Here is a 12,982-nt window from a genome sequence, read left to right as displayed (position 1 = left end):
GGGTGAGCCTCGGCCACGCCCTGCGCCGGATCGTCGAGGAATACCCGCTGGCCCGGCTCGATCCGCCGGCCGGGCATCCCGTGGCGGCGGTGATCCGGCGCGGCGCGCCGGACGAGCTGCGCGCCGCCCTCGAACCGATCGACGGACCGTTCCTGGTGAAGGGCAGCCCCGGACGCGGCACACGCTGGGCAGCCGTGCCCTGGGTGGCTGTGTTCGATCCGGCAATCACCACCAGCGCGACACAGGGCTACTACCTCGTCTACCTGTTCCCGGCGCATCGCCAGGTCGTCCACCTGTCGCTGGCGCAGGGGACGGTGGCCGCGATCCGCGAGCACGGGCCTCAAGCGGAAGCCTATCTGCGCGCCAGCGGCGATGCGCTGCGGGCTCGGCTCTCGGACTTCGCCGATAGGCTGCCGAACCGGTCGATCACCCTCGGCAGCGCGGGCGAATTGCCGGAGGGCTACGAGGCCGCGCACATCCTCGGCCTCACCTACGACCTCGCCGATCTCGGCGACGAGCGCCGTTTGCGGGCCGATCTCGGGGTCGGGGTGGCGGCCTATCGGGCGCTCAAGGCGCGGGGTGGACTGGCAATTTGAGAGGCACGACATTCGCGGCTACCCGACGCGCGATACTCGGGAACGCTGAGATGCATCACCGCCGTTTGTGCCTCCGGCGCTCCCGCGCTAGACGGGCCGCGTCATGTCTCACAATTCGTTCGGCCACCTGTTCCGCGTCACGACCTTCGGCGAGAGCCACGGGATCGCGCTCGGCTGCGTGGTCGATGGCTGTCCGCCCGGGCTGGCGCTGGAGGCCAAGGAGATCCAGGCGGAGCTCGACCGGCGCAAGCCCGGCCAGTCGCGCTTCACCACCCAGCGCCGCGAGCCCGACCAGGTGAAGATCCTGTCGGGGGTGTTTTCCGACGACCGCACCGGCGGACGCCAGTTCACCACCGGCACGCCGATCGCCCTGATGATCGAGAACACCGATCAGCGCTCGAAGGACTATTCCGAGATCCGCGACAGCTACCGGCCCGGCCACGCCGACTACACCTACGACGCCAAATATGGCATCCGCGACTATCGCGGCGGCGGCCGGTCCTCGGCCCGGGAGACCGCGGCGCGGGTCGCCGCCGGCGCCGTGGCGCGCAAGGTGATCCCGGGCATCACCATCCGCGCGGCCCTGGTGCAGATGGGGCCGCACGCCATCGACCGGTCGCGCTGGGACTGGGCTGAAGTCGGCAACAACCCGTTCTTCTGCCCGGATGCCGAGGCGGCCGCCCTGTACGAGACTTATCTCGACGCGATCCGCAAGGACGGCTCCTCCGTCGGCGCGGTGATCGAGGTGGTGGCCGAGGGCGTGCCGCCGGGCCTCGGCGCCCCGGTCTACGGCAAGCTGGACGCCGATCTCGCCGCCGCGATGATGTCGATCAACGCCGTGAAGGGCGTGGAGATCGGCGACGGGTTCGCCGCCGCGGCCCTGCGCGGCGAGGACAATGCCGACGAGATGCGGGCCGGCAATGGCGGGCGTCCGCGCTTCCTCGCCAACCATGCGGGCGGCATCCTCGGCGGCATCTCAAACGGCGAGCCGGTGGTCGTGCGCTTCGCCGTGAAGCCGACCTCATCGATCCTGACCCCGCGCCGCTCGGTGACCCTGGACGGCGTGGAAGTGGATCTCATCACCAAGGGGCGCCACGATCCCTGCGTCGGCATCCGCGCCGTGCCGGTGGCGGAGGCCATGATGGCCTGCGTGCTGGCCGATCACTATCTACGCCATCGCGGGCAGGTGGGAGCGGCCTGACCCATCGGAGCCGTGCTCGATCGCGCCGCGATCGGCTAAGCTCCGAACCCGGACTTTTCACAGGCTCGCGCGCGCCGGACCGCTCTTCTGTCCGGCGCGCGCGATCCGGTCTTTTCCTCACCATGTGGGGGGAGACACGAGACGAGAGAGCGATCCGTGCCCCATTGCACCGTCACAGAGGCCATCGCGGCCTTCGCCCGCGGCGAGATCGTGGTCGTCACCGACGACGACGATCGCGAGAACGAGGGCGACCTCGTCGTCGCCGCGTCGCTCTGCACGCCGGAGAAGATGGCGTTCATCATCCGCAACACCTGCGGCATCGTCTGCGCGCCGATCACACAGGACGAGGCGCGGCGGCTGCACCTCGACCCGATGGTGGCCTCGAACGATGCGCCGCTCGGCACCGCCTTCACGGTCACGGTCGACGTGAAGCACGGGCTGACAACCGGCATCTCCGCGGAGCAGCGCTGCAACACGGTGCGAGCGCTCGCCAACGGCAACATGGGCGCCGGCGATTTCGTGCGCCCCGGCCACGTCTTCCCGCTGATCGCCCGCAACGGCGGCGTGCTGATGCGCTCGGGCCATACCGAGGCCGCGGTCGACCTGTGCAAGCTCGCCGAGCTGCCGCCGGTCGGCGTGATCTGCGAACTTGCCAACGACGACGGCACCGTGATGAAGGGGCCGCAGATCGAGGCCTTCTCGGAGACGCACGGGCTGAAGCGCGTCTCGGTGGCCGACCTGATCGCCTATCGCCAAGCCCGCGACCGGCTGGTCGAGCGGGTCGGGCATTTCACCGTCCAGTCCAGCCACGGCGAGGTAACCGCCTACGCGTTCTCGACCCCGTTCGAGACGATCCAGCAATTCGCCTTCGTGATGGGCGAGATCGGCGACGGCCGGGACGTTCTGGTGCGGCTGCACCGCTCCAACGTCGCCGCCGACGTGATCGGCGGCGGCAAGCAGATCGACGCGGTGCTCAAGCGCTTCGCCTCTGCGGGCCGCGGGGTGCTGGTCTACCTGCGCGACGGCACCGCGGGCGTCCCGATGAAGAGCGTCACCGAGGAGGGCACGGAGGCCCAGCGCGCCCGCCAGTGGCGCGAGGTTGGCCTCGGCGCCCAGATCCTGCGCGATCTCGGCGTGGTCTCGATCCGCAACCTCGCTACTTCGGCCCGCTCCTATGTCGGCCTGTCGGGCTTCGGCATCGAACTTCTGGGTGATGAGCCGCTGGAGGGCTGAACCCTCAGGCCCGGCGCGCGACGGTCCAGACCGCGGCGCCGGCCATGATGGCGGCCGCGCTCCGGTTCAGCCGGGCACGGAAGACGGGTTTCCGCAGCGAATCCCGTGCCCGCGACGCCAGGGCGGCATAAGCCGTCATCACCATCACGAGCACCGAGGCGGTGAGGCCGACGAGGGTGGCGTAGTCGCCAGCCGTCACGGCGCGGAGGTCGACGAGCGTGGGCAGCACGGCAAGATAGAAGACGATCGTCTTGGGGTTGGCCAGGGTGATGGTGATCCCGGCCACGAAGCTCGCGAGCGAGCGGTCGGCCGGGCCGTCCTCGATCCGGTCGGTCTGCCCGGCCGAGCGCCAGAGCCGGACCGCCAGATAGGCGAGATACAGGCCGGCGCAGAGCCGGACGACCAGAAAAACCTCGCCCAGCGTCTCCGCGATCAGGGCCAAGCCGAACACCGCCGCGGACAGGAAGGTCAGATCGCCCAGGATCAACCCCACGGAAAACGCCATGGCAGCCCGGAAACCCGAGCTGAGCGCCCGGGCGACCAGGGCGACCACGCCGGGGCCGGGTACGGCGGCGGCAACGCCAAGCGCCAGCGCGTAGGTCAGGAAACCGGTGAGGGTCATCGATCGCTCTCCGAACGGGCCGATGGGGCCGCCCGTTCACCGACAAGCATCGGCCCAGGCGGGGCGAGGCGCTTTGACGACAGCATGAGTCCGATCGTTCCCGAGTCGGCCGATCATGCCGCGGATCGCGGCGTCTGCAAACCAAATCGAACGCGCGCCGTCACCGCCCCATCAGTGCGTCCACATGGGCGGAGACGGATTTGGAAAGCCCCTCCAGGCTGTAGCCGCCCTCCAGCACCGAGACGATCCGGCCGCCGGCGCAGCGCTCGGCCAGATCCATCAGCTTGCGGGTCGCCCAGCCGAAATCCTCCGCTTCCAGCCGGAGATTCGCCAGAGGGTCGAGGCGGTGGGCGTCGAATCCCGCCGAGATCACGATCACGTCGGGCCGAAACGTTTCCAGCCGTGACAGGATGCCGGCCTCGAACGCCTCGCGAAAGACCTCGCCGTCGTCGTTGGGCCGCAGCGGCACGTTGACGATCGTGTCCTTCTCGCCGCGCTCCGAGGCGGCGCCGCTGCCCGGGAACAGCGGCATCTGGTGCGTGGAGCAATAGAGCACGCTCGCATCGTCCCAGAAGATGTCCTGGCTGCCGTTGCCATGATGGACGTCCCAATCGACCAGGGCGACCCGCTCGGCGCCGTGCTTCTCCCGCGCATAGCGGGCCGCGATGGCGGCGTGGTTGAACAGGCAGAAGCCCATGGACCGGGTCCGCTCGGCGTGGTGGCCGGGCGGGCGCATCGCCACGAAGGCGTTGCGGCACTCGCCGGCCATGACCGCGTCGAGGGCGTGGGTCGCCCCCCCGATCGCCCTCAGAGTCGCTTCCAGGCTGCCGGGAGACAGGATCGTGTCGGCATCGATCCCGACCATCCCGTGCTCCGGCACGGCGGCGACCAGCGCGTCGACGTAGTCCCGGGGATGCGCCAGCGTGGCGACCTCGACATCCGCACGCGGCGCCGCCACCCGCACCAGACCCACGAAGCGCTCGTCTTCCAGGGCGCGCTCGATCGCCCGCATCCGCGCCGGCCGCTCCGGATGCCCCTCCGGCACTTCGTGGTCGAAACTCGCGGGATGGCTCACGTAGAGGGTGGTCACGACGGTCGCTCCCGGATGCGGTCCTGTCGCGCGCCTGCAACAGGAGCCGGCAATGTGCCATGGGCGGAACGCGCGGACTACGGCGGGGTGCCCGCCCTGGTTATAGTTGATCAAATCTTCCGCGGGACGAGACTCGACCGGGCGGTACGCCCGAGCTCCGGAAGCTGTCCGAGGAAAGCCGCATGCGCACCATTCCGTTCATCGCTTGCGCCATGCTGCTCGCGGGCTGCACCTTCAAAGCCGTGCCGGACCCGAAAGTCTCGGCCCGCGATACGGAGTTCATGGCGCTCGTCCCCGAGGCCGAGCTCGACCCGCTCTTCGCCCGCTATCAGGTCAGCGATCCGACCGGGCAGCCCCCGGGCACGATCGTCGTGGAGACCAAGGAGCGCCAGCTCTACCTCGTCCTGCCGGACGGCAAGGCGATCCGCTACGGCGTGTCGGTGGGCGACGAGGCCTATGGCTGGACCGGCACCGCCACGGTCGACCGCAAGGCGGAATGGCCGGCCTGGAATCCGCCGGCCGAGATGATCAAGCGCTGGCCGCACGTCCACGCGATGCAGGGCGGCCCGATGAACCCGCTCGGCGCCCGCGCCCTCTACCTGTCGGATCACGGCAAGGACACGCTCTACCGGATCCACGGCACCAACGAGCCGGAGAAGATCGGGCGAGCGGTCTCCTCGGGCTGCATCCGCATGCGCAACATCGACGTGGTGGACCTGTTCAACCGCGTGCCCGTGGGGGCCACGGTCATCGTCCGGTAACGCAAAGGGTCAACGTCCCAATAAGCCTGCTTGCTCGGTCCGTGTTTACCTGAACTTCCGTTCAGATCTTGCCGTTAACTTCCGGCAGGGGTGCCGTCCCGTAAGTTCACATCACACCGGGACAAGCACCGACCACAGCAAAGGTCGGAGGAGCAGGCAGCCATGACCATGATCTCCGTTCAACAGTTCTGCAACCATGCCGTTTCCACCGGCACGATCAGCGACGAGGACCTCCTGGTCCTCAAGCGCGAGGTCCTGCCGGAGGGGATCATGAGCCGCGACGAGGCCGACATGCTGATCGCCCTGGAGCGGGCGGTGATCGCCTCCGACGCCTTCGCGGACTTCCTGGTCGCGTCGGTGGTCGACTTCGCCGTGTGGGGCCTGCGCCCGACCGGCTATATCGACCGCGAGGTCGCCGCCTGGCTCGCCGGCTCGCTCACCGGCCGCGACGGCCCGAGCCCGGTCGGCGCCCGGATCGCCATGGAGATCGTTCGCGAGGCGCAGGGCAGCGCCGAGGCCCTGATGGCCTTCGCGCTGGATGCCAACCGCTGGACCCGCGAGGCGAACCCGGCTCCGCGCATCACCTTCGCGTTGGCGGCTTGACCCTCAGACCAACGCGCAGCTTCCGTCTTCGGCGCAACTGATCTATCGGGACAGTCAAGCCGGTGTGCAATCCGGCGATCTCGAAAGCGATGCGCCAGCGATGTTCGATAAGATCCTGATCGCCAACCGGGGCGAGATCGCCTGCCGGGTCATCAAGACCGCCCGGAAGATGGGCATCAGGACGGTCGCGGTCTATTCGGACGCCGACCGCGACGCGGTCCACGTCGCCATGGCCGACGAGGCGGTCCATATCGGCCCCGCAGCCGCGGCGCAGTCCTATCTGGTCATCGAGAAGATCGTCGAGGCCTGCCGCCAGACCGGCGCCCAGGCGGTCCATCCCGGCTACGGCTTCCTGTCCGAGCGCGAGGCCTTCCCGAAGGCGCTGGAAGCCGCCGGCATCGTGTTCATCGGCCCCAATCCCGGCGCCATCGCCGCCATGGGCGACAAGATCGAATCCAAGAAGGCGGCCGCGGCCGCCAACGTCTCCACCGTCCCGGGCTTCCTCGGCGTGATCGAGAGCCCCGAGCACGCCGTCGAGATCGCCGACGGCATCGGCTACCCGGTGATGATCAAGGCCTCGGCCGGCGGCGGCGGCAAGGGCATGCGCATCGCCCATTCCTCAGGCGAGGTCGCGGAGGGCTTCGCCCGCGCCAAGTCGGAGGCGTCCTCGTCCTTCGGCGACGACCGCGTGTTCGTGGAGAAGTTCATCACCGACCCGCGGCATATCGAGATCCAGGTGATCGGCGATAAGCACGGCCACGTGATCTATCTCGGCGAGCGCGAGTGCTCGATCCAGCGCCGCAATCAGAAGGTGATCGAGGAGGCGCCGTCGCCGCTGCTCGATCCCGAGACCCGCCGGAAGATGGGCGAGCAGGCGGTCGCCCTGGCCAAGGCGGTGAACTACGATTCCGCCGGGACGGTGGAGTTCGTCGCCGGCCAGGACAAGTCGTTCTACTTCCTCGAGATGAACACCCGGCTCCAGGTCGAGCATCCGGTCACCGAGATGATCACCGGCCTCGACCTCGTCGAGCTGATGATTCGGGTCGCGGCCGGCGAGACGCTGCCGCTGACGCAGGAGCAGGTGAAGCTCGACGGCTGGGCGGTGGAGAGCCGTGTCTACGCCGAGGACCCGACCCGCAACTTCCTGCCCTCGATCGGCCGGCTCACCACCTACCGGCCGCCCGAGGAGGGCCGGCAGGGCACCGCGATCGTGCGCAACGATACCGGCGTGGAGGAGGGCGGCGAGATCGCGATCCACTACGATCCGATGATCGCCAAGCTGGTGACCTGGGCGCCGACCCGCGCCGAGGCGATCACCGCGCAGGGCGACGCGCTGGACGCCTTCGCGATCGACGGCATCCGCCACAACATCCCGTTCCTCTCGGCGCTGATGGCCCATCCGCGCTGGCAGGCGGGCGAGCTCTCCACCGGCTTCATCGCCGAGGAGTTCCCGAACGGCTTCGTCGCCCCGGAGCCCGCGGGTGCGGTGGCGATCCGGATGATGGCCGCGGCGGCGGCGATCGATCACAAGCTCAACCAGCGCAAGCGCGGGATCTCCGGGCAGATGCGCGCGCCCGGCCTGTTCGCCTTCGAGCGCGACCGCGTCGTGATCCTGGCCGGCCAATCCTATCCCGTGACCATCGAGCCCGAGGGCGAGGACCTGACCGTCACCCGGGACGACGGCACGGCGCTGACGGTGGCGAGCGCGTGGCGCCCGGGCGAGCCGGTCTGGATCGGCACGATCGGCTCCGAGCGCGTCGCCATCCAGGTGCGCGGCCTGCTGAACGGCGTGTTCCTGCAGCATGCCGGCGCGGCGGCCGAGGCCCGGGTCTTCACCCGCCGCGAGGCCGAGCTCGCCGCCCTGATGCCGGTCAAGGAGCAGGCCGGCTCGGGCAAGCAGGTGCTCTGCCCGATGCCGGGTCTCGTGAAGCAGATCCTGGTGACCGAGGGCCAGGAGGTGAAGAACGGCGAGCCGATCGCGGTGGTCGAGGCGATGAAGATGGAGAACATGCTCCGCGCCGAGCGCGACGCGACGGTCGCAAAGATCCACGCCAAGGAAGGCGACAGCCTTGCGGTCGACGCGGTGATCCTGGAGTTTGCTTGAAGGTTCTTTCGCCCCCGCGTCGTCATGACTGCCGCATCCAACGAGCAGACGAAGCTGTTGGCGACCGCCATCAACAACGTGGCGGTCTCCTTCGTCGTGATCGGCTTTGTGACGCCGGTGGTCGCAGTGAGCTTCGGTGGGCCAGCGGGCGTTATCCAGCGCGTTGAGAACGTAGTCTTCGCCTTCGCCTGGCTTTGCACCGGTTTCGTACTACATTGGACGGTGAGGCAGATTCTGCGGGGGATCAAGCCATGAGCGCCGACTGGCTTTTCGTCACATTCGTGATCCCGGCGGTGGCCATCATCGTCGCCTACGCGGCGATGCGTGCAAACGAATGGTCCATTCAGCGCGACGAGCGCAATTCCGGGAAGTGAGTCACCGGCGCGGCCGCTAATTGTAGCTGCATGCCCCTCTACTTCGCCTACGGCGCGAACATGGATGCCGCCGCGATGGCGCTGCGCTGCCCGGTCTCGCGGCTGATCGGCGGTGGGCGGCTGCCGGGGCACCGGTTCATCATCATGCGCGAGGGCTATGCCTCGGTGGTGCGGGATCCCGCCCGCGCCGTCCACGGCGTCCTGTGGGAGCTGGCACTCGACGACATACCGGCGCTGGATCGCTACGAGGGCGTCGCCGGCGGCCTCTACGCCAAGGCGACGCTGCCCGTGACCACCGCCCGCGGGGTCAAGCGCGCCCTGATCTATCTCGGCCGGTCCGCAGCGCCTGGCCGGCCGCGGCCGGGCTACCTCGACGCCGTGGTGGCGGCCGCGCACGCCGTCCAACTACCACCCGCCTATATCCGCGAAATCGGTCGTTGGATGCGCGGCCCGCCCGCCTGAACCGCCGGCAACTGGTACGCAACCTGCTTGCTCGCGATCGACCGGGGCGACACCAACACCATGAGCCCCGGCCAGCTGTCGTGATTGCGCAGCGTGCCCTTCGGTCAACGGCGATCGGCGGCCGCGTGCGGGGAGAGGTTCGCATGTCCTATCTGGCGCCCGCCGATTTCGTGAAGAAGGCCGTCGATGCCGGTGAATCGAAGGTCTTCATGGCCACCAAAGACACCTTCATCCGGGCCTATATGGCCGGCGCGATCCTGGCGCTGGCCGCCGCCTTCGCGGTGACCATCAACCAGACCACCGGCCAGCCGCTGGTCGGGGCGCTGCTGTTCCCGGTCGGCTTCTCGATGCTGTACCTGCTGGGCTACGACCTGTTCACCGGCGTCTGCGTGCTCACGCCGCTCGCCCTGATCGACAAGCGCCCGGGCGTCACCGTGGCCGGTGTCGCCCGCAACTGGGCGCTGGTGTTCTTCGGCAACTTCGCCGGCGCGCTCACCACCGCCTTGATGATGGCGATCGTCTTCACCTTCGGCTTCGCTACCGAGCCGAACGCGGTCGGCAAGGCGATCGCCGGCATCGGCGAGGCGCGCACCCTCGGCTACGAGAAGTACGGCGCCGCCGGCATGCTCACCCTCTTCGTGCGCGCCATGATGTGCAACTGGATGGTCTCCACCGGCGTCATCGGCGCGATGCTGTCCACCTCGGTGCCTGGCAAGGTGATCGCCATGTGGATGCCGATCACGGTGTTCTTCTTCATGACCTTCGAGCACTCGGTCGTGAACATGTTCCTGTTCCCGTCGGCGATCCTGATGGGCGGCCACCTGACCGTCATGGATTACCTGCTGTGGAACGAGATCCCGACACTGCTCGGCAACATCGTCGGCGGCCTCGCCTTCACCGGCCTGATGCTCTACTCGACCCACGTCCGCACCGGCCAGACGCGCTCGGCCCCCGTGGGCGCCGGTGTCCGTCGCCCGATGGCGGCCGAGTGAGGCTTGCGAGTGAGGCTTGACGGCCCGCGCCTCGGCGCGGGCCTGTTTCGAGGCGGTGCCGATCCGATGAGCGCGACGCGCACCGTTTCCGTGATCGTCAAGGGGCGCGTCCAGGGCGTGTCCTACCGGGCCTGGACCCAAGCCGAGGCGCGCTCCCGCGGCCTGTCGGGCTTCGTGCGCAACCGTGACGACGGCTCCGTCGAGGCCGTGTTCAGCGGGCCGCCGGAGGCCGTCGATCAGGTCGTGGCCCAGTGCTGGTCGGGCCCGCCCGGCGCCCGTGTTTCCGACGTCACCGTGCAGGAGGGCGGCGATCCGCCGGCATCGGACCGCTTCGAAATCCTGCGGGGCTGATCCCGTCGGACCGTTACCGGAAGACAATTCGGGCGGGTTCTGTCGCGAGGGCAGGACTGGTAAGGCCCACGGGCCGCTTCCCGCCGCTGGCCGCTCCCGAGATCATGACCGACCTGACCACAGGCAGCGCCGCCTTCTCGCCCCTCGATATCGGGGCGCTGGCGTATTTTATCCTGGCCTGGGTGGCGTACGGCCTCTCGGTGGGTCGCCTGCGCGGACGGATGGTTTCCCTCAGCCAGATCATGAACGTCCACCGCTCCAACTGGGCCCGGCAGGTCATCGGCCGCGACAACCGGGTGGTCGACACGCAGATCAACGCCTCGCTGCAGAACGGGACCGCCTTCTTCGCCTCCACCTCGCTGATCGCGCTCGGATCGGTGCTGACCCTGTCGCGCTCCGGCGACGACGTGCTCAACCTGTTCGCGACGCTGCCGTTCGGGACCGTTGTGAACCGCACCACCTGGGAGCTGAAGGTCGCCGGTCTGGCTCTGGTGTTCGTCTACGCCTTCTTCAAATTCGCCTGGTCTTACCGACTGTTCAATTACGCGGCGATCCTGCTCGGCGCCGTGCCGCCGAAGGGCTCGGGCGCGAGCGAAACGGAGATGCTGCGCGCCGTCCGCCGGGTCGCGGCGATGAACGTGAGTGCCGGCCGGCACTTCGCCCGCGGGCAGCGGGCGTTCTTCTTCGCGCTCGCCTATCTCGGCTGGTTCATCAGCCCGTATGTGCTGATCGCCTCGACAACGGCCGTCGTCGTCATCATGTGGCGTCGACAGTTCGCCTCGGAGATCCGCAAGGCGCTGCTGGAGGCCGGTGAAGGGCCGCACGAGGGTCCGCTCCTGGCCCCCGCCGAGGAGGCACGGACATGACCACGAACAAGGCGGACGAGGCGGCGATCGAGGAGACCCTGCTGGGCCTCGTGGCCGAGCGCGGGGCCGGCAAGACCATCTGCCCGTCCGAGGTCGCCCGCGCTTTGGGCGGCCCGCATCCGGATGGATGGGGACCTCTGATGCAGCCGGTGCGGCGGGTCGCGGTGCGGCTCGCCCATGCCGGCCGGGTCGCGATCCTGCGCAAGGGCAAGCCGGTCGACCCGGACGATTTCCGCGGGATCTACCGGCTGGCGCTGCCGGGTGAGGCCGCCGGCTCGGGCCCAGGCAGCCAATCCGGCGTGTAGCCGGCGAGCCGGTAGGCCACGAGGCCGATCCATTCCTTCACGGCCAGATCGAGCTGCAGCAGCCCGTCGGAGGCGAAGCCGTGGAACCGTGCGATGTCGCCCCAGCCGCGGGTCCGGTAATCGACAGGGTAAGCATCGACCGTGAAGCCGGCCTGCCGGAAGCATCCGACTGCCCGGGGCATGTGCCAGGCGGATGTGACCAGCAGCCAGCGCTCGCCCGGCTTCGGCTGGACCAGGGCGGCCGAGAAGAGCGCATTCTCGTAGGTGTTGCGGGAGCGGTTCTCCAGGATCAGCCGCGTTCGCGGCAGACCGATGACGTCGGCTTGGCGGCTGACGATGTCGGCCTCCGCGATGCCGCCGCCGACGAAGCCGCTTCCGCCCGAGAAGACCAACCGGGCCTTGGGGAAACGTCTGGCCAGGTCGGCGAAATAGATCGGCCGCTCGCCGGCATCGTTGACAATGACCTGATCGCGTGACTCGGACAAACCAGCCTCGATGCCGCCGCCGAGCACGATGATCCCCACCGGGGCCGGCCCGTCTGTCGGGTAGGGCTCGAAGCGCTGCTCCAGGGGCAGCAGGGCGATCTCCGACACGGGCGCCAAGCCGCCGAGCGCAAGCCCGAGCAGGCCGAAACCGGCCAGCCCGAAACCGAGGCGGCGCAGGCGCGTCGCGGCCAGCAACAGCAGCCCGGCCAGTGCCGAGAAGATGAAGAAGTTCGACGGGGTGATCAGGAAGTAGATCACCTTCGAGAGCGTGAAGAACACGCCTCAGGCCGGCTTCGTCTCGGCCTCGAACCGGGCCAGGGCCGCGGCATCCGGCGGCAGCAGGCTGGCAAGGCTCTCGCCCTTCTCGACCTCGCGCTGGATCCACAGGTCCAGGCGCTGCTGCTCGACCGCCTCCAGGGCGACCCGCTCGGCGAGGTCGCTGGGCAGCGCGACGATCCCGCCGGATCCGCAGACGACGATATCGCCGGGATGGATGGCGGCGCCGCCGCAGGAGATAGGCTCCTGCGCGCCGACCAGGGCCAGGGTGTCGCTTCCGGCCTCCGGCGCGCACCAGACCGGCAGCCCGACTGCATCCGGCAGGGCGCCGTCTGTGACGAGACCGGCCACGCCGCGCTGGGCGAGCCGCGCCGCGACGATCGCCCCGAAGGGCAGGGCCAGGCCGGAGGCGGCCGCATCGATCATCAGGACCGCGCCCTCCGGAACCGCATCGATCGCGGCGGCGAGGTCGCCGGCGGCGTCGTTGCGGGCCGGGATCATCCGCAGGGTGTAGGCGGGGCCGATGGCGCTGCCGCCGCGACCGGATAGGCCGCGGGGGCTGAACGCCTTCACGCCGGCCCGCATCAGCGCCCGGGCCAGGCTGGCCGGTGTCACGGCGGAGAGCGCGTCGCGCAGGGTCGGATCGATCGCCATCAGGGTC

General features: G+C 69.3%; 17 protein-coding genes. 13 read left to right on the top strand and 4 right to left on the bottom strand.

Annotated elements, in window-relative coordinates:
• Window positions 1–2: 2 nt before the first annotated feature.
• The 3 genes from MKL11_RS05570 to ribB all read left to right on the top strand — a co-directional run bounded on the left by MKL11_RS05570 (window position 3) and on the right by ribB (window position 3,030).
• The gene (locus MKL11_RS05570; protein WP_243941049.1) at window positions 3–596 is read left to right on the top strand and encodes a DUF3578 domain-containing protein; all 594 of its coding nucleotides are present in this window, start codon (window positions 3–5) and stop codon (window positions 594–596) included.
• Between the two features lie 103 nt (window positions 597–699).
• On the top strand, window positions 700–1,797 hold the full coding sequence (aroC, locus tag MKL11_RS05565; RefSeq protein WP_243941047.1) for a chorismate synthase: 1,098 nt from the start codon (window positions 700–702) through the stop codon (window positions 1,795–1,797).
• A gap of 156 nt (window positions 1,798–1,953) precedes the next feature.
• On the top strand, window positions 1,954–3,030 hold the full coding sequence (ribB, locus tag MKL11_RS05560) for a 3,4-dihydroxy-2-butanone-4-phosphate synthase (RefSeq protein WP_243941045.1): 1,077 nt from the start codon (window positions 1,954–1,956) through the stop codon (window positions 3,028–3,030).
• A gap of 4 nt (window positions 3,031–3,034) precedes the next feature.
• Here the strand turns inward: ribB and MKL11_RS05555 are convergent, their stop codons facing one another.
• Window positions 3,035–3,652, bottom strand: coding sequence for a LysE family translocator (locus MKL11_RS05555; RefSeq protein WP_243941043.1), 618 nt, complete (start codon window positions 3,650–3,652; stop codon window positions 3,035–3,037).
• Window positions 3,653–3,812: 160 nt separating this feature from the next.
• Complete coding sequence (locus MKL11_RS05550; RefSeq protein WP_243941041.1) at window positions 3,813–4,742, bottom strand: histone deacetylase family protein; 930 nt, start codon at window positions 4,740–4,742, stop codon at window positions 3,813–3,815.
• 182 nt (window positions 4,743–4,924) lie between these two features.
• Between MKL11_RS05550 and MKL11_RS05545 the strand changes: the two genes are divergently transcribed.
• From MKL11_RS05545 to MKL11_RS05505, 10 genes are all read left to right on the top strand, one after another.
• Complete coding sequence (locus MKL11_RS05545; RefSeq protein ID WP_243941039.1) at window positions 4,925–5,503, top strand: L,D-transpeptidase; 579 nt, start codon at window positions 4,925–4,927, stop codon at window positions 5,501–5,503.
• A 162-nt stretch (window positions 5,504–5,665) separates the two neighbouring features.
• The gene (locus MKL11_RS05540) at window positions 5,666–6,106 is read left to right on the top strand and encodes a hypothetical protein (protein ID WP_243941037.1); all 441 of its coding nucleotides are present in this window, start codon (window positions 5,666–5,668) and stop codon (window positions 6,104–6,106) included.
• Window positions 6,107–6,206: 100 nt separating this feature from the next.
• Window positions 6,207–8,210: an acetyl/propionyl/methylcrotonyl-CoA carboxylase subunit alpha gene (locus MKL11_RS05535; RefSeq protein ID WP_243941036.1), complete on the top strand. Its 2,004-nt coding sequence runs from the start codon at window positions 6,207–6,209 to the stop codon at window positions 8,208–8,210.
• A gap of 24 nt (window positions 8,211–8,234) precedes the next feature.
• Window positions 8,235–8,465 (top strand): hypothetical protein, encoded by a 231-nt coding sequence (locus MKL11_RS05530; protein WP_243941034.1) that lies wholly within the window; start codon window positions 8,235–8,237, stop codon window positions 8,463–8,465.
• The gene (locus MKL11_RS33015; RefSeq protein ID WP_279600280.1) at window positions 8,462–8,584 is read left to right on the top strand and encodes a hypothetical protein; all 123 of its coding nucleotides are present in this window, start codon (window positions 8,462–8,464) and stop codon (window positions 8,582–8,584) included. Before MKL11_RS05530 ends, MKL11_RS33015 begins: the two co-directional genes overlap by 4 nt.
• Before the next feature lie 30 nt (window positions 8,585–8,614).
• On the top strand, window positions 8,615–9,046 hold the full coding sequence (locus MKL11_RS05525) for a gamma-glutamylcyclotransferase family protein (protein WP_243941032.1): 432 nt from the start codon (window positions 8,615–8,617) through the stop codon (window positions 9,044–9,046).
• Window positions 9,047–9,189: 143 nt separating this feature from the next.
• The gene (locus tag MKL11_RS05520; protein WP_243941030.1) at window positions 9,190–10,038 is read left to right on the top strand and encodes a formate/nitrite transporter family protein; all 849 of its coding nucleotides are present in this window, start codon (window positions 9,190–9,192) and stop codon (window positions 10,036–10,038) included.
• Between the two features lie 66 nt (window positions 10,039–10,104).
• Entirely contained in the window at window positions 10,105–10,389 is a 285-nt protein-coding gene (locus MKL11_RS05515; RefSeq protein WP_243941028.1) for an acylphosphatase, read from the top strand.
• A gap of 104 nt (window positions 10,390–10,493) precedes the next feature.
• On the top strand, window positions 10,494–11,255 hold the full coding sequence (locus tag MKL11_RS05510; protein ID WP_243941026.1) for a DUF599 domain-containing protein: 762 nt from the start codon (window positions 10,494–10,496) through the stop codon (window positions 11,253–11,255).
• Window positions 11,252–11,560, top strand: a complete 309-nt coding sequence (locus MKL11_RS05505) for a DUF3253 domain-containing protein (protein WP_243941024.1) — start codon at window positions 11,252–11,254, stop codon at window positions 11,558–11,560. The genes MKL11_RS05510 and MKL11_RS05505 overlap by 4 nt, the downstream gene beginning before the upstream one ends.
• On the opposite strand, the gene MKL11_RS05500 is transcribed toward MKL11_RS05505, so the two are convergent.
• Window positions 11,497–12,324 (bottom strand): YdcF family protein, encoded by an 828-nt coding sequence (locus tag MKL11_RS05500; RefSeq protein WP_243941022.1) that lies wholly within the window; start codon window positions 12,322–12,324, stop codon window positions 11,497–11,499. The two genes, MKL11_RS05505 and MKL11_RS05500, sit on opposite strands and share 64 nt — an antisense overlap.
• A gap of 3 nt (window positions 12,325–12,327) precedes the next feature.
• Window positions 12,328–12,975: a dimethylmenaquinone methyltransferase gene (locus tag MKL11_RS05495; protein WP_243941020.1), complete on the bottom strand. Its 648-nt coding sequence runs from the start codon at window positions 12,973–12,975 to the stop codon at window positions 12,328–12,330.
• Between the last annotated feature and the right edge of the window lie 7 nt (window positions 12,976–12,982).

It is taken from the genome of Methylobacterium sp. J-077, from assembly GCF_022829365.1.
Classification (GTDB): Bacteria; Pseudomonadota; Alphaproteobacteria; order Rhizobiales; family Beijerinckiaceae; genus Methylobacterium.
This window is presented reverse-complemented; position numbering and strand designations above follow the sequence as displayed.